24 protein-coding genes and 3 pseudogenes are annotated in these 21906 nt (G+C 63.6%); 14 read left to right on the forward strand and 13 right to left on the reverse strand.

The window, feature by feature from the left end; genetic code table 11:
• Nucleotides 1-128: 128 nt before the first annotated feature.
• Nucleotides 129-287 (reverse strand): hypothetical protein, encoded by a 159-nt coding sequence (locus ACTG4X_RS34410; protein WP_440534566.1) that lies wholly within the window; start codon nucleotides 285-287, stop codon nucleotides 129-131.
• Between the two features lie 299 nt (nucleotides 288-586).
• Here ACTG4X_RS34410 and ACTG4X_RS34415 point away from each other — a divergent pair, with 299 nt between their 5' ends.
• Complete coding sequence (locus ACTG4X_RS34415) at nucleotides 587-1351, forward strand: IclR family transcriptional regulator (RefSeq protein ID WP_440534567.1); 765 nt, start codon at nucleotides 587-589, stop codon at nucleotides 1349-1351.
• 189 nt (nucleotides 1352-1540) lie between these two features.
• On the opposite strand, the pseudogene ACTG4X_RS34420 reads toward ACTG4X_RS34415, so the two are convergent.
• The 6 genes and pseudogenes from ACTG4X_RS34420 to ACTG4X_RS34445 all read right to left on the reverse strand — a co-directional run.
• A pseudogene (locus ACTG4X_RS34420) lies at nucleotides 1541-1837 on the reverse strand (alpha/beta hydrolase); the annotation flags it as partial.
• Between the two features lie 145 nt (nucleotides 1838-1982).
• The gene (locus ACTG4X_RS34425; RefSeq protein WP_440534568.1) at nucleotides 1983-3056 is read right to left on the reverse strand and encodes a maleylacetate reductase; all 1074 of its coding nucleotides are present in this window, start codon (nucleotides 3054-3056) and stop codon (nucleotides 1983-1985) included.
• Nucleotides 3057-3063: 7 nt separating this feature from the next.
• Nucleotides 3064-3984: a tripartite tricarboxylate transporter substrate binding protein gene (locus tag ACTG4X_RS34430; RefSeq protein WP_440534569.1), complete on the reverse strand. Its 921-nt coding sequence runs from the start codon at nucleotides 3982-3984 to the stop codon at nucleotides 3064-3066.
• A gap of 74 nt (nucleotides 3985-4058) precedes the next feature.
• Complete coding sequence (locus tag ACTG4X_RS34435; protein ID WP_440534570.1) at nucleotides 4059-4382, reverse strand: aldehyde dehydrogenase family protein; 324 nt, start codon at nucleotides 4380-4382, stop codon at nucleotides 4059-4061.
• A gap of 68 nt (nucleotides 4383-4450) precedes the next feature.
• Nucleotides 4451-5458, reverse strand: coding sequence for a hydroxyquinol 1,2-dioxygenase (locus tag ACTG4X_RS34440; protein WP_440534571.1), 1008 nt, complete (start codon nucleotides 5456-5458; stop codon nucleotides 4451-4453).
• Between the two features lie 37 nt (nucleotides 5459-5495).
• Complete coding sequence (locus ACTG4X_RS34445; protein WP_440534572.1) at nucleotides 5496-6008, reverse strand: hydroxyquinol 1,2-dioxygenase; 513 nt, start codon at nucleotides 6006-6008, stop codon at nucleotides 5496-5498.
• Nucleotides 6009-6342: 334 nt separating this feature from the next.
• Between ACTG4X_RS34445 and ACTG4X_RS34450 the strand changes: the two are divergent.
• Nucleotides 6343-6561 (forward strand): annotated as a pseudogene (locus ACTG4X_RS34450) (GntR family transcriptional regulator); the annotation flags it as partial.
• A gap of 314 nt (nucleotides 6562-6875) precedes the next feature.
• Here the strand turns inward: ACTG4X_RS34450 and ACTG4X_RS34455 are convergent.
• Both ACTG4X_RS34455 and ACTG4X_RS34460 read right to left on the reverse strand, forming a co-directional pair.
• Nucleotides 6876-7133: a hypothetical protein gene (locus ACTG4X_RS34455; RefSeq protein WP_179830539.1), complete on the reverse strand. Its 258-nt coding sequence runs from the start codon at nucleotides 7131-7133 to the stop codon at nucleotides 6876-6878.
• Between the two features lie 935 nt (nucleotides 7134-8068).
• Nucleotides 8069-9172, reverse strand: a complete 1104-nt coding sequence (locus ACTG4X_RS34460) for an ABC transporter substrate-binding protein (protein WP_440534573.1) — start codon at nucleotides 9170-9172, stop codon at nucleotides 8069-8071.
• Nucleotides 9173-9511: 339 nt separating this feature from the next.
• Between ACTG4X_RS34460 and ACTG4X_RS34465 the strand changes: the two genes are divergently transcribed.
• From ACTG4X_RS34465 to ACTG4X_RS34475, 3 genes are read left to right on the forward strand one after another with little or no spacing between them, the layout of a single operon-like run.
• A complete protein-coding gene (locus ACTG4X_RS34465; protein WP_440534574.1) occupies nucleotides 9512-9778 on the forward strand; it encodes a hypothetical protein in 267 nt (88 codons plus the stop codon).
• Nucleotides 9720-10148 (forward strand): type II toxin-antitoxin system VapC family toxin, encoded by a 429-nt coding sequence (locus ACTG4X_RS34470; RefSeq protein ID WP_440534575.1) that lies wholly within the window; start codon nucleotides 9720-9722, stop codon nucleotides 10146-10148. The genes ACTG4X_RS34465 and ACTG4X_RS34470 overlap by 59 nt, the downstream gene beginning before the upstream one ends.
• Nucleotides 10123-10404: a hypothetical protein gene (locus tag ACTG4X_RS34475; protein WP_440534576.1), complete on the forward strand. Its 282-nt coding sequence runs from the start codon at nucleotides 10123-10125 to the stop codon at nucleotides 10402-10404. Before ACTG4X_RS34470 ends, ACTG4X_RS34475 begins: the two co-directional genes overlap by 26 nt.
• Before the next feature lie 21 nt (nucleotides 10405-10425).
• On the opposite strand, the gene ACTG4X_RS34480 is transcribed toward ACTG4X_RS34475, so the two are convergent.
• The 3 genes from ACTG4X_RS34480 to ACTG4X_RS34490 all read right to left on the reverse strand — a co-directional run bounded on the left by ACTG4X_RS34480 (nucleotide 10426) and on the right by ACTG4X_RS34490 (nucleotide 13238).
• Nucleotides 10426-10611 carry a hypothetical protein gene (locus ACTG4X_RS34480; protein WP_440534577.1) on the reverse strand — a complete coding sequence of 62 codons (186 nt, stop codon included), beginning with the start codon at nucleotides 10609-10611 and terminating at the stop codon, nucleotides 10426-10428.
• 86 nt (nucleotides 10612-10697) lie between these two features.
• The gene (locus ACTG4X_RS34485; RefSeq protein ID WP_440534578.1) at nucleotides 10698-11741 is read right to left on the reverse strand and encodes a Bug family tripartite tricarboxylate transporter substrate binding protein; all 1044 of its coding nucleotides are present in this window, start codon (nucleotides 11739-11741) and stop codon (nucleotides 10698-10700) included.
• Nucleotides 11742-11810: 69 nt separating this feature from the next.
• On the reverse strand, nucleotides 11811-13238 hold the full coding sequence (locus ACTG4X_RS34490) for an amidase (RefSeq protein ID WP_440534579.1): 1428 nt from the start codon (nucleotides 13236-13238) through the stop codon (nucleotides 11811-11813).
• A 111-nt stretch (nucleotides 13239-13349) separates the two neighbouring features.
• Between ACTG4X_RS34490 and ACTG4X_RS34495 the strand changes: the two genes are divergently transcribed.
• A complete protein-coding gene (locus ACTG4X_RS34495; RefSeq protein WP_097200979.1) occupies nucleotides 13350-14267 on the forward strand; it encodes a LysR family transcriptional regulator in 918 nt (305 codons plus the stop codon).
• Between the two features lie 422 nt (nucleotides 14268-14689).
• Here ACTG4X_RS34495 and ACTG4X_RS34500 read toward each other — a convergent pair.
• Nucleotides 14690-15005 (reverse strand): annotated as a pseudogene (locus ACTG4X_RS34500) (transposase); the annotation flags it as partial.
• A 35-nt stretch (nucleotides 15006-15040) separates the two neighbouring features.
• Between ACTG4X_RS34500 and ACTG4X_RS34505 the strand changes: the two are divergent.
• From ACTG4X_RS34505 to ACTG4X_RS34540, 8 genes are all read left to right on the forward strand, one after another.
• Complete coding sequence (locus tag ACTG4X_RS34505; RefSeq protein WP_097200981.1) at nucleotides 15041-15229, forward strand: GntR family transcriptional regulator; 189 nt, start codon at nucleotides 15041-15043, stop codon at nucleotides 15227-15229.
• Nucleotides 15230-15344: 115 nt separating this feature from the next.
• Nucleotides 15345-15632, forward strand: coding sequence for a DUF1778 domain-containing protein (locus ACTG4X_RS34510; RefSeq protein ID WP_440534580.1), 288 nt, complete (start codon nucleotides 15345-15347; stop codon nucleotides 15630-15632).
• A complete protein-coding gene (locus ACTG4X_RS34515; protein ID WP_440534581.1) occupies nucleotides 15629-16129 on the forward strand; it encodes a GNAT family N-acetyltransferase in 501 nt (166 codons plus the stop codon). Before ACTG4X_RS34510 ends, ACTG4X_RS34515 begins: the two co-directional genes overlap by 4 nt.
• A 174-nt stretch (nucleotides 16130-16303) precedes the next feature.
• Nucleotides 16304-16726, forward strand: a complete 423-nt coding sequence (locus ACTG4X_RS34520) for a hypothetical protein (RefSeq protein WP_440534582.1) — start codon at nucleotides 16304-16306, stop codon at nucleotides 16724-16726.
• On the forward strand, nucleotides 16705-17193 hold the full coding sequence (locus tag ACTG4X_RS34525; protein WP_440534583.1) for a transposase: 489 nt from the start codon (nucleotides 16705-16707) through the stop codon (nucleotides 17191-17193). The genes ACTG4X_RS34520 and ACTG4X_RS34525 overlap by 22 nt, the downstream gene beginning before the upstream one ends.
• A gap of 566 nt (nucleotides 17194-17759) precedes the next feature.
• Nucleotides 17760-18944 (forward strand): MFS transporter, encoded by a 1185-nt coding sequence (locus tag ACTG4X_RS34530; RefSeq protein ID WP_179830541.1) that lies wholly within the window; start codon nucleotides 17760-17762, stop codon nucleotides 18942-18944.
• 41 nt (nucleotides 18945-18985) lie between these two features.
• Complete coding sequence (locus ACTG4X_RS34535; protein ID WP_179830542.1) at nucleotides 18986-20443, forward strand: carotenoid oxygenase family protein; 1458 nt, start codon at nucleotides 18986-18988, stop codon at nucleotides 20441-20443.
• A gap of 9 nt (nucleotides 20444-20452) precedes the next feature.
• Nucleotides 20453-21901 (forward strand): aldehyde dehydrogenase, encoded by a 1449-nt coding sequence (locus tag ACTG4X_RS34540; protein WP_440534584.1) that lies wholly within the window; start codon nucleotides 20453-20455, stop codon nucleotides 21899-21901.
• The last annotated feature ends 5 nt before the right edge of the window (nucleotides 21902-21906 follow it).

Here is a 21906-nt window from a genome sequence, read left to right on the forward strand (position 1 = left end):
AGTCGATTGCGCGCCCGAGACACAGTTCGAGGGCGGGTCGATTCAACCGACTGGCGGCTGCCGGCCGGCCAGAAAAAAGGACCGCTCCAGCGGTCCTTTCTCTTTCTTGTTGGCGCCAGGCCCCAGCGTTATTCGCTCAGCGGCAGTCGGCCACCCGTGGCCCAGGTCGCCATGTGATTGGCGAAATGCAACCAGCCTGCTCGCTTCGTGGCGGCCGCAGCGGCTTGCGCCCGTGCATTGGATGGGTGGCCGGTGGCACGGCGGGCAAGGAAAGTGGTGGGGCTCATGTCGAATTCCTGTACGTACCATTGAAGGCTTGAGGCACAGGCCGCTTCGAGCGGCCTCCTCAAGGGTTAACCCCAGTTTAGGGAAAACCCTAGACCATTGCAACCCACACCTCGGAAGCCGGCGACACCTCCACCATCGCGTTCACCTTGACTCAGTTCGCTTGATCGACACAGCGCCGAGAAGCAGTGTCGGAGCTCGCCTCCGTCCTCGAGGGACCGTCTCGGCCCGGCACTGGTGACGGCGCAGCGCAGGTGGTCAGCTAGCATGCTCGATTCACAACGATCCGGCGGAAATCGCGATGTCCAGTCTGAACAAGATGCTGTCTCTGCTCGAGTTTTTCTCCATCGAGCGACCGGTCTGGACGTCCGACGAACTGCTGGCCCGCAGCGGGCTTTCGCGGCCCACGGGATATCGGTATTTCAAGGAGCTCTGCGACTCCGGATTGCTCAGGCGCGCGGAAAACGGATACTCCCTGGGGCCGCGCATCATCGAGATGGATTACTACATCCAGCAGAGCGACAGATTGCTGATGGCCTGCCGGCCCGTGATGAGCCAAATTGCGCAGGAAACCACCTGCAACGTGCTGCTGGCCACGATCTACGGCGCGAGCATTCTGGCCATCCACCAGGAGATCGGCGCAAAGTCCGGGCCCCTGGCATTCGGCCGGGGGCGACCGATGCCCTTGTTCAGGGGCGGCGGCTCCAAGGTGATCATTGCTTCGTTGTCGTTGGCAAGACACAGGCGACTCTACGAAGATCACGCCGCCGACATTGCAGCGGCCGGGCTGGGCGGCAACTTCAAGGAATTCCGCGCCCGGATGGTGCAGATCCAGCGCGATGGCTACGTGGTATCCGTTGGCGAACTCGATCCCGACGCGGCCGGCGCCGCCGTTCCGGTGTCGTCGGGCACCTTGATTGAACCCTCGGCCATGATCATCGTGACCACCCGGCCACACTTCGCGCTCATTGACAAGCCGCTGCTGATCGAGCGAATGCACAACGCGGCACGGCAGATCGAGATCGCCTTGATCCAGGCCGACCAGCCCCAGGCGACAGGTTTTTAGCAAACAGACTGCTGGATCACTCACGCCGGTGTGCAGGTGCTGTGAGGAGGATCACCCAAGCGCCGGTGCCGGCTCACGTCCTCGACAAGGGGCCCACCGCCGACCTGCTGGCGCAGGTGCTGGCGGAGCGGCTGAACCAGCGTAGGACAACCGCTCCGAGTGCGGGACTTCACTTTCCCGCTGCCGCCATCAAAGCTTTTTGCTCTGGCGCCGGGTGCGGGTGGCCTGGATGTGTTCTGCCTTGCGTTCCAACCGCAGCCAATGTCCGGCGGGCACGCTCGTCACAACAAGGTCTGCGCAGGCCGCGCGCATCGGATCGCCTTGGCGATTTCCGATGATGCTGCAGATCCCATCCCAGTGGCCGTTGACGTACAGCACCGGCTGCGGCAGGCGGCCGGCATTGGGCGCCTTGCGAGCGTAGGCGATGTTGGCATCATCGTTCAGGTACCACGCGTTGCTGGGGCGGAAATCACGAGCCGTGAACGCCTCGCCATGGTGACCGCTGGCATCGGCTCGCCGCCGAGGTCGCGCGCCGCGCCACGAACCTCGCAAGGCTCACCGACCTCGCCGAAAGCGCGAGCGGGGTCATCGTTGCCTTCTTCTTGTTGGATCTGCGATCGGGAATGCGCAATCAACCGGGTGGCGCGCCGGCCCAGGCGCGCTGAAGCAGCGCACGGATGGCGTCGCGCTCGGCGGGGCCGAAAGGCCGCGGATTCCAGTACGGGTTCTGCACCGCGATGTCCGCCGCAAGTTCGAGATCGCTTTGCTTCATGCCGATGTCGCGCAGCGCGACCGGTGCGCCGTTGGCACGGGCCAGGTCCTGCACGCCCTGCGGGGCCGTCGACACGCCCAGCGCACGGGCGATGCGTGCCATCGCCTGAGGTGCCGCCGCGGCGTTGAATGCCAGCGCATGCGGCAGCACGACCGTGTGCACTTCCGCATGCGGCAGATTGAAGCTGCCGCCCAGGGTGTGGCACAGCTTGTGATGCAGCGCCATGCCGACACCGCCCAGCACGCTGCCACAGAGCCAGGCGCCGTAGAGCGCATCGCTGCGCGCGTCGATGTCGTCGGCTTGGGCACGGATCCCCGGCAGCGCGCGCGCCAGCGCTGCAATCCCCTCCTCGGCCATCAGGTCCATCACCGGATTGCTGTCCTGGGCGTACAGACCTTCGGCCGCATGCGCCATGGCGTTGATGCCGCTGGTCACGCTCAAGCCGACCGGCAGCGTGCGCGAGAGTTCGGGGTCGTAGATCACCGTGCGCGGCAGCACGCGGGGGTCTTTTCCGGTCTTCTTCAGCCCACCCTCGGTGAGCCCGTAGATCGGCGTCATCTCGCTGCCCGCGTAAGTGGTCGGGATGGCCACGATCGGCAAGCCCGAATCGAGCGCGATGGCCTTCCCAAGGCCGGTGGTCGAACCGCCGCCGATGGCCACGGCACAGTCCGCATCCAGGCGCTGCGCCACAGCGCGTGCCTCGCGGGCCGTCTCGATCGGCACGTGCATCACGGCGCGGTCGAACACGCCCGCCGCATGGGCACCGAGCATGTCGGCGACGCGCTCGGCCTGGCCGCGCTGCTCGGGTGTGCAGAGCACCAACGCACGGCGCGCGTCCAGCGCGTCAATCTCGCGCGCCAGGTGTTGCAGCGCCCCGGCACCGAACACGACACGCTGCGGACGGGAGGTGTGGATGAAGTCGCGAGCGCTCATCGCCTGCCTATTCGAGGCTGAGCTGACGCTCATGCACCAGCCGCGTCCACTTGGCCTGCTCGAGCTTGAGCGCCGCCCCGAACGCCTCGGGCGTGTTGGCGATGCCGGTCAGGCCCTGCTCCTGCAACCGCGCCGCGAAGGCGGGGTCGATGACGATCCTGCGGATCTCGGCCTGCAGCCGGTCGACGATCGGGCGCGGGGTGCCGGCCGGCGCCAGCATGCCGACCCAGGAGTTCACCTCGAAGCCGCGGTAGCCACTCTCGGCCACTGTCGGCAGATCGACATAGGCGCTCGCTCGACGGGCACCGGTCTGCGCCAGCGCGCGCAGTTTGCCGGCCTTGACATGGGGCTGCGCCAGCACGGCCGACAGGAACATCATCTCGACCTGTCCGCCCAGCAGATCCTGCTGGGCCGGACCACCGCCGCGGTAGGGGATGTGCGTGACGAAGGTGCCGGTCTCGGCCTTGAAATACTCGGCCGTCAGATGATTGCTGGAGCCTGGCCCGACGCTCGCGTAGTTGTAGCGGCCAGGCTGCGATTTCAGCAGGCCGACGAAGCCCTTGAGGTCCTGGGCCGGCACCTTGGGGTTAACCACCAGCACCAGCGGATTGCTAGCGATCTGCGTGACGGGCAGCAAGTCCTTCGCAACGTCGAATCCCAGCTTGGGATACACCAGCGGATAGGTCGCGTAGCTGTCGAACACCATCAGCAGCGTGTACCCATCGGGCACGGCGCGGGCAACTTCCATCGAGCCGACCGTGCCACCTGCGCCACTGCGGTTGTCGATGATCACGGTCTGGCCCAATGCCGCTTGCAGCCGCGGCTGGATCTGCCGCGCCACGTTGTCCACGATGCCGCCGGGCGGAAAGGCGACGACCAGCCGCACCGGCTTGCTCGGCCAGGCCGGCGTCTGGGATTGCGCTGGCATGGACGCTCCCGCAAGAAGTGCGCAGACCATCAGACACCGGGCAAGAAGTGAATTCATCGGTTGTGTCTCCGGTGTCAGTGCTTGAAGTGCGGCGGCATTTGCGCGTCGACGTTCATCCCGACGCTCCTGACCTGCGTGTACTCGCACGTCGCATCGACCTTGTGGGCGTGCTGCAGGTTGTTGGTCCAGAGGCCGCTTCCCAGCCCGTAGTCGATGCCGTTGGCGATCTCCACCGCCTCGGCGCTGTCCTTGAAAGTGATCACCGTCCCGAACGGGCCGAACACCTCTTCCTGCGCCATGCCGTCGTGCGGGTTCAGCGTGGCGAGGGTCTCGCCGGATTCGGCGTCGACGAAGCGGCCGTCGATGAAGAGCTGGTGGCGAATGGAAAGAGCAGGCATGAGTTTCCTCTCCCTCCCCGCTTGGGGAGAGTTGGATGGAAGGGCGTCGGGAGGGAGAGAAAAACCGGTCAGAACTCGACCGGAATCTCCGGGCTCTCGCCCTTCTGGATTTCGTACACGAGGCTCGGCGACCCGTTCTCCCACACCAGCAGCATCGAGCGCTTGGGGCTGAAGCCCTGGTGGCGGCAGTAGGCGGGCATGGCGGCCATGTCGCCGGCCTTCATGATCACGCGGGCCATGGGCCTGCCGGTGTTCTTGTCGCCGCAGTCCCAGTGGATTTCGTCGGTCATCTGGAAGAACCACTCGACGCGGTCGTTGCCGTGGATGATCGGCAGGATGTGCTCCTCGGTCGTCGGGCACATGTAGCTGTGCTTCACCACCGAGGTGAAGCTCGGGTTCCAGGTGACCTGCGAGCGGCTCAGGAAGCCGAAGAGATTGAAGGCGTGCACATCGTTCTCGAAGCCGGGCTCGGGGTGCAGCTCGGGCTGGCCCTGCGGCACGTCGGCAAAGGCGCGGTTCACCGGAGCGCCGCGTTCGTCGCTGCGCAGGTCGAGGTCTCCCTTCAGGCCCACGCAGCGCTTGGCAAGTTCGCGCGCCCTCGTGATCTTGGCGGTGTTGTTGCCGTTCTTGCGGCCGTAGGGCGAGCCGGTTTCCTGCGGCGCGGCGAAGGGGTCGAAGCTCTCGTTGGTCCAGTCGTCGAGCATGGCCTCGAAGGTGGCGCGGATCTGCGCGGTCGGGAAGTTCTCGAGCAGGTCGATACCCGCGTCCTTCATGGTGCCGTTGAAGCTGCCGGCGTACAGGTCGACCGACTCGTAGTGGTTGACGGTGCCGAACACGTCGTCGAAGTTGACCCAGCCGTAGAAGAAGCCCCAGGCCACGTCGCGCATCAGTGCGCGCAGGTGGCTGCCGGCGTCCATGGTGTGGCTCATGGGGCGGCCGTCGCGGGTCTTCCAGCCGATATGCACGAAGTATTCGTCGCGGCGGAAGCTGAAGCTGCCGAGCGAAAAGTCCTTGTAGCCGAGGGTGGCGTCGGGCTGCGACGCGATCACCTTGGCGAGTTCTGCGGGTGCGTTCATGGTGTGTGGCTCCTGGATTCGGGTGCGGTCAATGCACTCAGTGCGATTGGCAGATGTCGGCCCACTTCTCGACCGAGAGGTCGCCCTTGCAGCTCTGCAGGACGATCACGCCCGGCTCGCCGGCGCTGCGGAACTGGTAGGCGGTGTTCTTCGGCAGCAGGCCCTGATGGCCGCGCGAGAGCTTCATCCAGCCCATCTTCTTGCCCTTGGGCTCGCCCTTGACAAGCACGGCGCCGTTCTTTTCCTTGTCGGCCACTGTCTGGCCGTCGTCGAGCTGCACGAGGTGCACTTCGACGTCGCCGTCCATCACGAGCGCGAATTCGTCGTGCGCGCAGGTGTACCAGGGCGAGGTGCCTTCGGCGCGCAGCGTCTCCAATACGTAGATCTGGTTCTGGCCGAACACGACCTTCTCGTAGGGTTTGCTGATGCTCGCGATCTCGAAGCAGTTGGAAAAGGCGTAGTGGCGAACGTCGTCGTCGATGGGCTCGACGTGGCCCTTCTCGAAGTGCTTGAGTGAACCGAAGCGGGTCTTGTAGGCGACTTCCGTCATGGGGTGGGTCTCTGTGGCATTGAGCCTATCGTGTGCGATGGGCTGAACTCTAAGAGCCACGCCTGCTCAGGGGTAGGCCCTGAATGCAGATCTCATTGTTCGCGAAATCCGGTCAATCGACGGGGTTAACCCGCAAGCAGCGCCGCCTCAGTCGGTGATCACGTCCGCGGCAGGATCCCTTTGCGAACATCCCTGCGTCCCACTGAGGCACCTTGCTGAAGCGCCGCCTGATCATCCTATTTCCCGCATATCAAAGCACGTTTCCTTATTTAAAGAAAAAAGCATCGCTGACTAGCATCCGACCTCATTCAACCGGTCATAACAGGTCAGCCGCATGTCCACCGCCAGGGCGCTCGAGCCCATCGCCTTTTCGCCCGTCCCGCTCTACACCCAGGTGCGCGAAACGCTGCGCGAGCGCATCCTCGACGGCACCTACGCACCGCATGCGCAGCTGCCTTCGGAAAGCGAAATGGTCGCGCTGTTCAAGGTCAGCCGCATCACGGTGCGCCAGGCGCTCAGCGACCTGCAGCGCGAGAACCTGATCTTCAAGATTCTGCAAGGCGCTGCGCGCGACCCCACGCGCCGACGACGCCGAAGACCTGCAGCCCGCCACCGGACTGTGCGTAATGGACATCCTGCCGGTCGGTGCCTACGGAGTTCAATTCGTGTTCAACGACGGGCACGACAGGGGAATTTTTCCCTGGGTCTTTCTGAGAGGACTGCTGGAGCGGGCGGTGTTATCGCGAGCCGTCCCATAGGCTGTCGCCAGCGCATCCTATAAATGCGGGATCCCCGAAGAAGCTCTCTTCAGGTCAACTGCGCCTTCGGGAAGTTTGACGGAAGCGAAACGATGCCCAGGCACCCCATTCACAGCGCAACGATCACCTTGAAGCTGCCATCCGACATGGCTATCGACGCAGAGATCATGGCCTTGCGCGCCGCCGGCATACCCGTTGACGCGCTCGGCAACGCAGAGCGGGGCTTTCTCTTCGTGCGCTTCAGCGACGGGTGGAGAAACCGCGCCAACATCTTTCGATGGTTCGCCGGCGACATCGGACAAGGCCCTCGCAACAGCAGCATCGAGCCAAGTCCCCGGCGGCGCAGGGTGGCGTTTTCAAGCTGCATGCCCAATCGCTAGACGCCCATCCGTCGATTGCCGCGGGGGCCCCTCAGACGGCACCGTGGGCCTCGACACAGAGCGCATAGAGCGAATGGCTGCTCGCCATGCAGAGGCGATTGCGCTTCGGGCCCGGCTCATCAAGAGCCGGGAGATATCTGCGCTGAAGTAATCCTCAGGGGCAACGCGCCACTGCGCCAGCGCGAAGTCCCGGCTCACCAGGTTTCGGCCAGCAGGAACTTCTTGACCTCGTTGAGCAGCGCCGAGCCCTGCGGGCGGATGCGCGGCCTCGCGAAAATGCGACAACGAATGCCAGGTCGGCAACTTTGCCCAGCTTTTCCAAGATGCGAACGTACGTGCCCATGGGCACTGAGGGATCCCCACGTTCTGCGGCAGTCCGGGTGGTTCGGGAAATTCCAAGCTCCGAAGCAAAGTCAGCGGCCGTCATCTGTTACGAGCGGCGTGTCAACGCGAGGCGCCCTCCAAGTTGACGCAGCAACTCGCTGCGTGGGACCGAGTTCAACAGAATCCTGGTCGGCAGGGTGATCGGCGTTTTGGCCAAATCCTTCTTTTCTTATTTGTTCAAAATCAGAGGTGGCCGCAAGCTGATTCAAGATCACACCGCCCTGTCATGCATGAAATGCCCAAGCGTTCGTACCGTGGCGGGATTCAGCCCACAACACATGCCCACGCTGCAGCTGGAGGGCCTGCCTGAGCTGACCCCTGGTTGACGATTGCGCTACCTGCTCTCCTCGGCGAAAGCCTCCTCACGCTTGGAGCGTCTCGACCACACCAGGCGCGACAGGTCCGTCGCGGTGCGGGTCAAGGAAAGATGGTGCCAACTTCCCGTCCCGTTCCTCTTTCAGGCCGGGTCTTCCCAACGCAAGGAAGCCTCTGCGGTAGAAAATCGGCTCCATTCAACCAGGGTTGCACGGAGCTTTGGTCACTGCTGAACCTTGCCATTGCTGTTCACTATTGAAAGCTCCACGAACCTCGAACCGCTGCGCGCACCTCCGCTGAAACCGATGGTGTAGTCCCCGAGGTCGTAGTCGTTCATCGCATTGAGGACGGCGATCATGCCCTCGCGCGTGGGCGTGCGGCCTTGGCGCTGCACCGCTTCCACAATCACGCGTCCGGCGATGTAGCCCTCCATCATCACGTAGCTTTTCGACTCCTTGGGTTTCTGCTGGGCCACGGCTTCGGTGAACTCGCGCACCAGGCGGCTGGTACTCTTGTAGGGATTCGGGGTGACCTGGGAGATGACCACGCCCTTCAAGTGGTCCTCGCCCAGGCGCTGCGACAGTTGCTCGATGTCCGCGCCTGAGTACGCGAAGAGCTGCGCCGTGCCGCCGCTGAGACGATAGGCCTCGATGAAGGCTGCGGTCGGGGCGCCGTTGACCACCAGGATGATGGCTTGCGGCGCAGCCTTGGTGAACACCTGCACCGCATCGGCAATCGATGTGCTCGCGTTGCGGTTGCCGCTCGCGTAGGAGGTGCGCGTCAGGAAACGGACCTTGGCCTGCGCGGCGGCCTGGTCCGCCGCCGCGACGATCGCATCGGCCCCCGGGCCCGCCTCGTAGAGCAGGCCCAGTTTGGTGACGCCCACAGTCGCCAACTGGTTGGTGAGTTTGGCCAGTTCGCTCGGGATGTCGGCGCGCACGTTGAAGAGCTGCGCGTGCGCGGGCGCAATGTCAGTCGTGCGGTAACCCACCAGGGCGATGTGCTGCTGCTCCAGCAGTCGCGCGGCCAGTAACTCGCGCAGATTCTGGCTGCCGAAGTAGCCGGCCAGCACCAGCGGGCGTTTTTCCGTGAGCAGCTTGCGGGTCTGTTCGACGGTGGATTCCGGTCGGCTGCCATCGTCCTCGGTGGTCAGCACGAAGGTGTGGCCGTTCACGCCGCCCCGGCGGTTTGCAGCCTCGAACGCCAGACGCATGCCGGCAGCGTAGCCCGCGCCCTGCCTGGCCTCCAAACCGCGAATGGGCGCGACTTGCGCCACCAGCACCTCAAGGGCACATGCATTGCTCATCGCCGCCGTCGCGATTGCCATGACTGCGAGCCACTGTGCGAGTCCCCCGTGTTTCATGGCCGGTTTCCTCTTTTGTATTAAAGAGCGTTGAATATATGCAACATATTGATACGTCATCCGCGGGAAATCCCGGATGGCCGGACCGCCCTGCAGGCACCACGCCCAGCGGTACTGAACCGACCCTCAACCCTTGGACGCCACAGGAGCGGCGACGCCGGTTTTTTTTTGTATCGGTGAGACGGCGGTACTGATCTGGTCAGTAAGACCAGATTTTTCGAGCCAAGCAATCCTTCATCTAAGCGGCCAGCCCCTCCACCGGGGCACTGGCTGCTTCAAGATGCCAAAGCGCGTTTTAGCGAGTTGGTACGGCGCGTCCGTAGCGACGGGCCGCAACACGTGATTGTTCATGGTCGCGATGAAGTCCTGGTCATCGCCGCCGAGGAATTCAGGCTTTGCCGGGTGAGCAGACAGGCAAAGCCTTGGTGGACGCGCTGCAAGCCTCGCCACATCGCGAATCGATTTGGTTCTTGCCCCCCTCTGAAGCCTCCCCCGTTCGGGATGTTCAGCTGTGACAGGCTGGTTGCTCGATACCAATATCCTGTCCGAGTTGTGGCGCGTTCGACCTGAACCGAAAGTCGTTTCTTTCATTAGCGCACAGCCGCTGGACAATCTATTTGTGAGTGCTGTCACCTTCGCAGAGATCCGCTTCGATATCGAGCTGATTGAAGACATCCACAAACGTGCATCCCTTAGTGACTGGTTGAACCTGCAGCTGCGCCCGATGTTCGAGAACCGTGTTCTCCCCATCAGCGAAGACATCATGTTCAAGTGGCGGTTGCTGGTCGAGGAAGGACGTAAGAGTGGCCGCACGTTCCCCCAACCTGATCTCATCATTGCGGCCACCGCTCTGCATCATGGGCTGACGATCGTGTCACGGGATACCGGTGGATACGCTAAAACGAGCGTGGCACTTGTCAATCCGTGGCAGGCCGAATAAGCCGTTTCTAAATGAGCGTGAAGATGGAGCGCGGCATCCTGGAAAAAGCGACGGCGTACTTCGCGAAAGCGCAGCGGTGAAGCACGCCTTCGTCCAACGTCATCGACGGGTGTGGCCGATCTCGGTGCAATGCCGGGTGTTGCGAATCAGCATGACGGGATACCACGAGCACTTCGCTCGCAAGGCCTGCGGTGCTCAGCGGCGCCAGATGAGCGACGATGCTTTGCTGGTGCATATCAAAGCCATTCACGCCTAGACACGCGGCTGCTACGGCTGGTCACGCATCTGGAAGCAGTTGCTGACCGCAACGCTGGCCTTGCCTTACAGCGTTGCTCAACGTCAGCGAGCGAGCCAGCACGTCCAGTGCGCCGCCGGCCGGGAAGCCCAGCACCAGCTTGTAGGGCGTGCCTTCGTCGTTGGCATGGGCGGGCACCAGCGCGCAGGCGGCGACCAGGGCCACCATGAAAGAAGAGATGGATGCGGACCGGATCAGTCGGCGATGGGGGCAGCGGCTGGATATGTGTGTGCGAGAAAGAGCCGGGGCCCATCTCACTTCTTGGCCTGTTGCGAGTCGGCCTCGCCGAAGTTGGCCATCATTGCGGTCCATCGGGCGATGTCAGACTTGACGAAGTCCATGGTCTCTGCCGGCGGGATCGGTTGGATCAGCAAGCCAATCTCTTTCATATCAGCCTGGATCTGCGGCGCCTTCAGGACCTCCCCCAGTGTCTTTGAAAGCGTGTTCACGATGTCGGGCGGCAGGTTGGCAGGCCCCAGCAGTGCAAACCAGTTCGAGATGCCAAGCTCGGGCATGCCGAGCTCGTGCACTGTCGGTACGTCGGGCAGTGATGGCGAGCGCGTCTGGGACGTCACGGCAATGGCCGTCATCTTTCCGGTTTGCACGTTCGGTAAGACCAGCGGCAGCGTCACCGCCGTGATGTTCAAGTCTCCGCGCATCAGATCAATCATCACGTCGGGTTGTCCGCGGTAGCTGACGTGCGTGAGCGCAATGCCCTGCTGCTTTTTGAGCAGCTCGAGTGTGAAGAAGGGAGTGGTCCCAATGCCAGGCGACCCGTAGTTGAAGTGCGTAGCCTCGCCCTTCGCAGACTTGACGAAGTCGCGAAGGTCACGCGACGAGGTCTTGGGAGGAACGACGAAGGCCTGCGGGATGGTGCCGATCATCCCAATTGCGCTGAAGCCAGTCATCGGGTTCCAGCTCGAGGCCGTGGCGCCAGGCGGCACCATCGTTGTCGGGCCGCTGGCGAGCACCAGCGTGTAGCCATCTGCCTTGGCGCGAGATGCATAGGAGTAACCGATGCTGCCCGCCGCGCCCGTGCGGTTTTCGACCACAAAGGAGGTTTTGAGGCGATCGGACATGCCCTGTGCGATTCGCCTCGCGATGGCGTCAACGATGCCGCCTGCGGGAAACGCCGAGACGATTGTCACGGGTCGGTCCGGATAGGTGGCGGCGCCTGCTGATTGCAACGGCGCCATCGCAAGGGCCAGGGTCGCGAAGACCGCGCCCGCGACGAGCGAGCGCCGTAGCGGGAACAGCGCGGGAACCTCAGGGTCGGGGCAGGAAGATGATTTGGTCATGATCGGGCGAAAGGATGGAATGAACGGAGAATGAACTTCGATAGGCGCGCGCAGCAACTGGTCGGTGAATCAGCCGATCGCTGGCCTGCGGTCCAGCAGGCCCTGTGACCGCTCCAGCAGCGCCGCGCAGCGCAGCAGCTCGGCATCCTTACGGAGGCGGCCGACAAGCTGGATGCCGATGGGCAGACCGAAGGCGCCGAAGCCGTTCGGCAGGCTGATGGCTGGATGTCCGGTCAGGTTGAAGGGCATGGTCCAGGGGAACCAGTTGGGGCGGACTTCTGGAAACACCTGACCGTCGATCTCGAGGCTGCCGAACAAGTCCTGCTCGATGGGCAGGGCCGTGCGCGTCAAGGTCGGCATCGCGAGGAGGTCGTTGTCACTCAAGAGTGACTGGACAAAGCGGAAGAAGCGCGTCCGCTCGAACATGGCTTTCTGGTAGTCAACGCCACTCACCGAAGTGACCAAAGCCATCTGCTTCTGGAAGGTTGCGCTCAGCATCTGTGGATGCTCGCGCGCCATGTCGGCATAGCAGGTCCGCCAGACTGTGTGATTGATCACGCGCCACATCGGCTCGATGTCGAACGCATTCCCAGGCATCTCGATCAGATCCGCGCCCAGGGCCTGCAAATGAGCGAGCGATATGTGGAAGGCTCTTTCCACCTCGGCCGACACAATGCGCCCTTCGGGTGCCACGCGGTACAGCACGCGCTTGCCGCGCAAGTCACCCTGCGGCGCGGAAGCCTTCACGTAATCTGGCACCTCGACGCCGGTGGACCATGGCTCGCCCGCATCCTCGCCGGCCATGACCTGCAGCATGAGTGCGGTGTCGGCCACCGTGCGGGACATCGGAGTGACGAAGGTCACGTTGCCGTAGACGTCGTCGGCCTGGCTGTGGGGTACCAGTCCGCTGCTCTGCTTGAGACCGACGATGCCGTTGCAGGCAGCTGGGATGCGCGTGGAGCCACCACCATCGGTTGCGACACCGATGGGCGCGATCGATGCCGCGACCGCGACGGCTGTGCCGCCGCTCGAGCCCCCGCTTGAATGTGCGGCGCTCCAGGCATTGCGCGTGCGACCGAAAAGCGGCGCGTCGGTCAGGCACTTGGCGGCGAACTCGGGGGTCGTGGTCTTGCCCACCAGGACTGCACCTTGTCGGCGCAGCCGTGCTACCACCTCCGCATCTCGTGTGGGAACGTGCTGTGCGTGCAGCAGCGAACCATAGGTGGTGCGAATGCCCTGCGTATCGATCACGTCTTTGCAGGTGTAGGGCACGCCGTGCAGCAGGCCCAGCGGCTCGCCCCTCATGAGAGCTTGTTCGGCCTCTTTGGCCTGTGCCAGGGCCTCGTCGGCACAGATCGTGATGAGGCAGTTGAGCTCGGGTTGCAGCCGCTCGGCTCGCTCGAGCACCGCCCTCGTCACCTCGACCGGGGACAGTTCCCTGTGCGCGATATGCCTGCGCAGTGCAGTCGCTGTCATGAAACACAACTCGTCGCTCATGTCCTCGATTTCCTTCATCTCTGCTGCCGCCCGGCAGCCGATGCATGAAGGTTGGCATGGAGGGTGCTTGCCGTCCAATACAGAGAAACAACAGAGCCATATGAGAGTCGTATGAGCAGGGTCGACCTGCGAAGCCTTCGCTACTTCGTCGCCGTGGCCGATGCGCAGAGTGTTGGCAAAGCGGCACTGCGGCTGCACATGGCGCAGCCGCCGCTGTCGGTGCAGATCCGTGCGCTGGAAACCCAACTTGGGGCGCAGCTCTTTCGCCGCTTGTCAGGCGGCATGCAGTTGACTGATGCCGGCCAGGCGTTGCTGGTGCGGGCGCGATCGGCGCTTGCGCTCGCGCAGGACGGTTTCGAGGCGGCGCGTGCCGTGGCCGCGGGCCGACGCGGCCGTCTCACGGTCGGCTACATGTTCGCGCTGGGCTATTCGCTCTTGCCGAAACTCGTGCCGCAGCTGAGGGCCGAAATGCCGGACGTCGAACTCCAGTTTGTGGAGATGAGCGCGGCCAATTACGAAGCCATGATCTCTGACCTGAAGGTCACAGTCGCCGTGTGCATGCCACCAGCGAGCCGCAACGGCATCGCGACCTCGACAGTCGCGTCTGAGCCCTTGTGCGTGGCAATGGCAGCAGATTCGCCGCTCGCGCAGCTCCGCCGCATCCCTCTCGCGACTTTGTGTGGCCACAATCTCATCAGTCTGCCAGGGCCGGTGGAAGGCGTCGACCACTCTCTGGTCGCCAGACTTCTACGGCGCGAGCACATCAGCATAACGATCGCACACCGCGTCGAGACCATCCATTCGGCCTACCCCCTGATCATGGCCGGCGAAGGTGTTGCGATCCTGCCTGCCTGCGCGGCCTATGGCAGCCCGCCTGGCCTGGAGTTCCGGCCGCTGGCAGATGTCGAGGACCAGTTCGATGTCGCAGTCTGTTGGAGAAGCGACCTCCAAAGTCCCTTGATCGAGCCCTTCGTGGACGCGGTGCGCTCTGCCCTCTCGGGGACGCCTTGCGTCAAGCCAACCTTGTGATTGCTACGGCTGATTCGGAGCGTACCCACTGGTCGCCTTGGTCTAGAGTTGTCCGATACCAGCCCGTGCACGACAACAGCGCCGACCGCACCAACGGCCCGAGGGCTGGTGTTGGACAAGCCTCCCTGGAGGAAACCGCGGAATGCATCGCTGAGGGCTGAGAAGGCTACGAAGCTATGGGGATTCGGTCGGCGTGAGTCGAACACGTGCCGGTGACGCGAGGCAAGAGTTCGGCCAATGGCGTCGATGAGGCGCAGCGGACCGACGCCGGGGCGTCGAGTCGCGCAGCAATGGGGCCGGCGGCCAGGCCTTCGTCGAGGGCGAAGGCAAGACTCCGCGTCGACCCAGGAGGATGAAGGACTGAGGCTCGGACTGAACGCTGATGCAGACGTGTACTCATGGTGTCCGAGACTGTTGCTGTAAGGCGGCGCGCGAATCGACTGCCCGCGCGCGAAGGTCTGCAGGATGCGCATCGGACCGCCGCAGTGTGCGGCAGAAGAAACTCGGTCGCGCTGATTCGAGCTCGCCGTCAAAGCCCGGTGTTTGCGCAGCGACATCGGCTTGCTGCAGCAACAGTTCGCGAATGCGTGAGAGGCTGGCGGTTCGATTGCCGGTGGCCAGGAACCCGTAGTGGCGGATGCGATGGAAGCCGCCCAGCAGGACATGCAGCAGGAAGCGGCGCCTGAACTCGTCGGCATCGAGCGTCATCGTCTTGCGGCGTGTGCGGCCCTTGGCCCGGTCGCCCGCGCTCGTCCTTGCTGGAGGAACTGCGCATGAAGATCGTGTCCGGGCAGATCGGCCCGGGTGAAATACTGACGATGCCCACCCTGGCAAAGGCTTGGGGCGTCTCGACCACTCCTGTGAGGGAGATCCTGCTGGAGCTGGCAGGCGTCGGGCTGCTGGAGGCCAGACGCAACCGCGGCTTCCAGGTCAAGCGCCCGACGGTGAGGCGAAGAGTCTGACTTTCGCGTATCTGATATCCGCGAAAGTTAGAAATGAGCCTTTGCGGTCAGGAACTCTTTCCTCTTGACTTGTACGGCAAAATACCGTACATTTAACAGGAAAGAGGGGTTTGCCATGTCCACCGATATCACCCGAACCGAGCGTGTCGAAGCCCGCATTGCGCCTGACGTACTGGCTGTGGTTCGGCGCGCGGCAGAGATCGAAGGGCGCAGCCTCAGTGACTTCCTCGTCGGTGCCGCGCAAGAAGCGGCACGCCGCACGATCGAGCAGACGCAGATCATCCGACTGTCGATGGAAGAGCAGCAGCGCTTTACTTCGTTGCTGCTTGATCCTCCCGCGCTCTCTCCTGCGATGGCGCGCGCGGCCAAAGCTCACAAGAAACTGATCACCTCCGCGCGGTGACTGGTCAGTTCCGCATAGAGGCGCTTGCGCCTGAACATGACCGCGCGGCTTTCGCCTGCGGCAGCGACCCCCTTGACAAGTACCTGCGAGAGCAAGCGTCGCAGGACATGCGCCGTCGCACCAGCGCCTGCTACGTCGCCATCGACGAAGCGACGAATGCGATCGCCGGGTACTACACCCTCGCAGCAGGCAGCGTGCCTCTCACCGACCTATCCGAGGCGATGGCGAAGAAGCTGCCGCAATACCCTCTTGTTCCCGTCGCGCGCATTGGCCGCCTTGCGGTGAGCGTGGCGTTCCAGAAGCGTCGGCTCGGCGCGGCGCTTCTGTGGGATGCAGGGCTGCGCGCCATGCAGTCAGGCATGGGCGTCTTCGCATTGGTTGTCGATGCCAAGGGCAAGACCGCCGCCGCGTTCTACGAGCATCATGGCTTCGTCAGTTTCAGCAGCAACCCGCTGACCTATGTGCTGCCGATTGCAACCCTTGCAAAGAAGAACTGAGCACTTGCGGGCGCGACTTGTCACGGCGTGGCTCGCCAAAGATGCGAGGGGGTGTAAGGGGGTAGAAAGAAAAAACGGGCCGCGAACAGGCTGTGTAAACAATCTGCGTTGAGTCCGCGATAAGTGCCCTTTAGACGCTGGTCTGGAGGGGCATTTTTCATTGGAGGCTGGCCAATGGGACATCGACGCGGACAGGACCGTGGACAGGCGACGCTATTCCCGCTGATGCTCGATGAGCTGGAGGGGCAGGACGCACTGGTGCGGGTGGTGGACGCCTGGGTGCAGGCGCTGGAGCGCCTGAAGGCCGAGGGTCGCGCCATTGCCAATGAAGCGCAGCAACTCATGCGCAGCGGCGCCAGCACCATCGTGAGCGGCGAGCCCGCAGCGCGTCCGATGCGCAGTCTTGACAGCCGGCCGGGCTACAACCTGCAGACGGCGGTGGAGATGCAAAGCCATTTGATCGTCACGCATGAAGTGGTTTGCGAGACAAGCGCTCAGCGCCAGTTGCAGCCCATGGCAGAGGCGGCCAGCCGCGCATTGGAGCAGCCCTGGACGCTCAAGGTATCACCAGCTACGTGGCGGTCAACCGTTCGGTAAACAACCTGGGTGACGGCACCCTGTACGAGAGCAGCGCCTTCGTCTATGACGCGATCCGCGACAACTTCACATGCCCCGCAGGCCAACTCCTGCGGCGCAAGCAACTCTCGCTCAAGGACAGCAGGGTGATTTATGCGGTGCAGCCGAGCGATTGCGCCTGCTGCGCGCGCAAACCCCAATGCACCACCGCCAGACAGCGCTTCGTCTCGCGCCATCTGTACGAAGAGCCTCTGCAGGCCAACGCGAGCAGGCTGGCCGCATCGCCTTGGATGATGGCCTTGAGGCGACAGACAGTGGGGCATCCCTTCGCCAGCATCAAGCGCCTGATCTTCGGCAACGCCCGGTTGCTGATGAGAGGCACACGCGGCGCACGCGCGGAATTCAGCTTGGCAGTGATGGCCTACAACCTCAAGCGGGTGTTCAACATAAAGGGCGCGGCCTGGATGCACCAAGCGTTGCGGGGCTGAGGCCCCTTGGCGCATTTGTTCGCCCAATCAAAAATGCCCCGCTCGCGCGGGGCGTTTCGATTCAAGCGACCAGCAGACTAATTACACAGCCTGCGAAGGCGCCGCTTTCCTGAGAGATTGGCGGCGTGGACGGGACCCGAGCCCGCGACCGCGGCGTGACAGGCGGATGGTCGCCGAACCTGGCTCATCGAAAACAGATCTTATTTGCCAAATCTGGCGCACACGAACTCTTCTGAGCAGTTGATTTTTTCCTCAGGTTTCCGATTTATCCATCACATGAAGCATGGCATTCTGGCCGCGGCACGCGCCAGACCTTGCCGCGTGGGCCACGCACGCCGTCCACCCGATCTTCGCGCGCTTGCGTCGTTTGCAGAGAGAAAAGGCAAGCGACGCGACGCGTCCGTAAGCCCAACGATCATCCGGCCCGGAAGAAAGCGCCACGCGCCCCAGTCAGGGAAACCCCTGGGATTGCGCTGGCGCGCCCAGGCAATGCCGTCGCAGCGATGCCAGACCCGCTCAACGCCAACTCCTACCCTTGCCTGATCCTCATTCACAGAAACAGCGCCATGGATGTCACGACAAAAATCGACAGCAGGACAACGATGTTCGCGCTGGCAATCTGCATGGTGACAGCCATGGGCACCATCCAGATGCAGCCCGTCCTGGGCGGCGCCCTGGTGGACCGCATGGGCATCAGCCTGCAGCAAATGGGAATGCTGTTCGGCATCGAACTGGTGTCCATGGCGCTGGCTTGTACGGTCGCGGCTTTTGGCACGCACCGACAGAACCGACAGCAGCTCGCGCGGGCAGCCCTGGTTGTGCTTCTGATCGCCAGCACCTGGAGCACGTTGGCAGAGAGCTTCGCGATGTTGTGCATCGCGCGCTTGCTCGCGGGTGCTTCCGGAGGCGTGGCACAGGCGGTGGTGTACGCCAGCGCCGCCTTGCGCACCCACAAAGACAAGACCTTCGCGGTTCTCAACATCTGCATCTTGCTGTGGGGCGCGACCTGCCTGGGCATTCTCCCGCCGGTGATCTCGGCTTTCGGAATTCCGGCGGTGTTCGCAGGTTTCATCATGCTTTGTCTCTTGAGTCTGGGCCTGTGCGGAAGAATTCCTGCCCAAGCTCCAGCGAGCGAGCAAGGCGACCCGGGTCGCGCCGCCGTCAAGGCGCTGCGCACAAACAGCACGTTGCTGCTTGTCCTCGTGGTCCTTCTGTTTGCCGGGCATGGCGCACTGTGGGTCTACCAGGAGCGCATCGGCAAGGCGATGGGCATTGCACCTGATCGCATCGGCATGATTCTCGGGCTGAGTGTCTTGTCGGGCGCGGCTGGCGCGGCGCTGGCCGGCATCGTGGGCCGGCGGATCAGCCATTGCACCGCCCAGCTGATTGCTTTCACCGGCTCCATCCTCGCCACCTTGCTGATGGTCTACGGCAGTGGCCTGGCGGTCTATGCGCTGACCGCCTGCGTGATCATGTTGGTGTGGTTCTTCGGGCTCACCTCTCTTCTGACCCTGACGGCTGAAATGGACCCCACCGGCCGACTGCCCGGCCTCGCCAATGCTGCAATTTTCATGGGCCAGGCGCTGGGCCCGGTGGTCGGCGCGGTTGCTGTGGGCGTCGGCAGCTTCAGGAGCGTCGGCTGGGCTGCCGCCGCCATCTACGCGATCGCGCTCACCCTGTCGGTGCTGGTGACATCGCGCCATGCACGCGGCGAATGCCACCGCGCGCCCTCCCCTCTCAGCCCCACCTGATGCCGGGGCATCCATTCCCATCTCGAAGTTCATCTGTATCCATGCACAACCCTTCAAGCAACACACGCAACTTCCCCGCATTGCCGCATTTCACTGGAATGAATGCGCCCTCACGCGTCGAATGCCAGATACAGGACCTGGAAGTCATCGGCGAACTGCCCAAGGCACTCGAGGGCACCTGGTACCGGTGCGGTCCCGACCCGCAATACCCGCCCATGCTGGGAGACGACATCTACATCAACGGCGACGGTGTCGTCAGCGCATTCACCTTCGCGAACGGCCATGTTGACTTCAAGATGAGGTACGTGCGCACGCAGCGCTTCGAGGCCGAGCGCGCGGCCCGCCAAGCCCTGTTCGGCTTGTATCGCAACCAGTTCACCGACCACCCTTCAGTGCGCGGGCTCGATCGTGGCACGGCCAATACGACAGCGTTCATGCATGCGGGCCGGCTGTTCGCGTTGAAGGAGGACAGCCTTCCGTACGAGCTGGATCCGGTGACCCTGGAGACCAAGGGCCGGCACGATTTCAATGGAAAGCTGCGCTCGCGCACAGTCACCGCGCACCCCAAGCGCGATCCGGAGACCGGCGAATGGGTGTTCTTCGGGTATGAAGCGGCAGGCGATGCAAGCAAGAGCGTCGCCTACTGCGTCGCCAACAGACACGGCACGCTGGTACGGGAAGAGTGGTTCGAGGCGCCGTACGCAGCCATGCAGCACGATTTCGCGGTGACGCGCGACTACGTCATCTTCTGCGTCTTTCCCACAACCTGCGATCTGGATCGCCTGAAAGCGGGAGGGACCCACTGGATGTGGAACGACGCCCTGGACACCTGGATCGGGGTGATGCCCAGGCACGGCTGCGCAAAGGACATGCGCTGGTTTCGCAGGCCGGCTTGCTATTCGTACCACGTCGCCAACGCCTTCAACGAAGGCAGCCAGATCACGATCGACCTCTGCGTTTCTGCACGAAACGTGTTCCCTTACGTGCCCGCGGTAGATGGCAGCGCGCACGACCCGCAAGCGAATGCACCCTTTCTCACGCGCTGGCGCTTCGACGCCGAAAGTCCGGACACTTCGTTCGATGCGCGTGTCCTGAGTTCGATGCCAGGAGAGTTGCCTCGGATCGACGAACGCTTGTCGATGCGCCCGCATCGCTTCATCTACTACGGCGGGATCGATCCCAGCCGAAGTCAACTCGTGGCGGGACCGATCGGGCTGGGTTCGAACCACCTGGTCCGCGTCGACACGCAAACCGGCGACGTCAAGGCGCTCTTTCTGTCCGACACAACCACATTCCAGGAGCCGCAGTTCGTGCCCGTTCCTGCAGCGGAGGGGCTGCTGCTGGCTGTTTTGGATCACCACGACACAGCACTGGCATCCGTGGTCGTGCTGAACGCCGCCGACATCGAAGCCGGACCGATCGCACAGATCAAACTGCCGATCCGACTGCGCGACGCCTTCCACGGTGACTGGGCCCCCGCGAATCCAACGATCCTCTAGGAGAAACAAATGCACATTGTTCAACTTCAAATCCAGGGGGAACTCGCCCCTGCCCGCTCAGGCGCAACGTTCCAGCGATGCAACCCGATCACCCAAGAGGTGGTCACGACGGCGGCGGCGGCAGGGCCCGAGGACGCCGTCGCGGCAGTTGTCGCAGCGCAGCGAGCCTTTCCAGCCTGGGCGCGAACCGGCCCTGCCGAGAGGCGCTCGATCCTGACGAAGGCAGCAGATGAACTGGAACGCAACCTGCCGACCCTCATCACCACCATGATGAGCGAGACCGGTGCCAGTGAACTCTGGGCGGGCTTCAATGCGACCACCGCGGTCGGAATACTGCGCGAGGCCGCCGCACTCACAACCCAGATCAGCGGCGAAGTCATTCCTTCGGACGTTCCCGGCAACCTGGCCCTTGCCGTGCGCCAGCCCGCCGGCGTCTGCCTGGGCATCGCGCCCTGGAATGCGCCCCTGATTCTCGGCGTGCGTGCGATCGCCGTGCCGCTGGCTTGCGCAAACACCGTGATTCTGAAGGCATCGGAAGCTTGCCCGGCGACTCACCGGTGCATCGTCGATGCGTTCTCCCGCGCCGGTGTTGCCCCCGGCGTCGTGAACTTCGTGAGCAACGCCCCGGCCGACGCGGAAGCCGTCGTCGACGCCATGATCTCGCACCCCGCCGTGCGTCGCATCAACTTCACCGGCTCCACCAAGGTGGGGAAGATCATCGCCGTCAAATGCGCCGCGCACCTGAAGCCGGTGGTGCTGGAACTGGGCGGCAAGGCGCCGCTGGTGGTGCTCGACGATGCCGACCTCGATCAAGCCGTGGATGGCGCCATCTTTGGGGCCTTCCTGAACTCGGGCCAGATCTGCATGTCGACCGAGCGAATCATTGTCGATGCGTCCATTGCGGACGAGTTTGTCGAGCGGCTCGCCAGCAAGGCACGCGCACTGGCTCCCGGGCCAGCAGGCTCCGCAGCAGCACTCGGCTCGGTCGTCGACATGGCGACCGTGGAGCGCTGCAACATGCTGCTGGACGACGCGCTGGCCGCCGGCGCTCGCCTGCTGTGCGGCGGTCGCGCTGACACCACACTCATGGCACCGACGCTCCTCGATCACGTCCAACCAGGTATGAAGATCTATGGCGAAGAATCCTTCGGCCCCATCAAGGGCATTGTCCGGGTCAAGGGCGTGGAAGAGGCCGTGAGATGCGCCAACGACAACGAGTATGGCCTGTCGGCCGCAGTCTACGGTCGCGACATCGCGCGCGCACTGCAGGTTGCGCAACGCATCGAATCCGGCATCTGCCACATCAACGGGCCCACGGTGCACGACGAGCCCCAGATGCCGTTCGGCGGCGTCAAGGCCAGTGGCGTCGGCCGGTTCGGGGGGCACGCCGGAATTGATGCATTCACGGATCTGCGCTGGCTCACCGTGCAGACATCGGCTCGGCACTATCCGTTCTGAAGCCT

The sequence above is a fragment of the Variovorax sp. YR566 genome (assembly GCF_051992195.1).
Taxonomy (GTDB): Bacteria; Pseudomonadota; Gammaproteobacteria; order Burkholderiales; family Burkholderiaceae_C; genus Variovorax.